Below are 587 nucleotides of genomic sequence, written 5' to 3'. Positions count from 1 at the left end.
TCCAGCACCGGGCAGGCATCACACCCTATACGTCCACTTTCGTGTTTGCAGAGTGCTGTGTTTTTAATAAACAGTTGCAGCCAGCTGGTATCTTCGACCGGTTCAACCTTCGTGAGTAAATCACTACAATCTACGCCGGCGCACCTTCTCCCGAAGTTACGGTGCTATTTTGCCTAGTTCCTTCACCCGAGTTCTCTCAAGCGCCTGAGTATTCTCTACCTGACCACCTGTGTCGGTTTATAGTACGGTTTAGTATAACCTGAAGCTTAGTGGCTTTTCCTGGAAGCGTGGTATCGGTTACTTCAGTTCCGTAGAACCTCGTCATCACTTCTCGGTGTTGAATGGTGTTCCGGATTTGCCTAAAACACCCACCTACCGGCTTAAACGCACATCCAACAGTGCGATAACCTAACCTTCTCCGTCCCCACATCGCAGTTATACCAAGTACGGGAATATTAACCCGTTTCCCATCGACTACGCTTTTCAGCCTCGCCTTAGGGGTCGACTCACCCTGCCCCGATTAACGTTGGACAGGAACCCTTGGTCTTCCGGCGAACGAGTTTTTCACTCGTTTTATCGTTACTTAT

General features: G+C 49.4%; 1 rRNA gene. It reads right to left on the bottom strand.

Annotation, left to right across the window (positions count from 1 at the left end):
- Nucleotides 1-587, bottom strand: a 23S ribosomal RNA gene (locus tag DA085_RS20755); the annotation flags it as partial.

Origin of the sequence: Ornithinimicrobium cavernae (assembly GCF_003121625.1) — a bacterium.
Taxonomy (GTDB): domain Bacteria; phylum Actinomycetota; class Actinomycetes; order Actinomycetales; family Dermatophilaceae; genus Ornithinicoccus; species Ornithinicoccus cavernae.
This window is presented reverse-complemented; position numbering and strand designations above follow the sequence as displayed.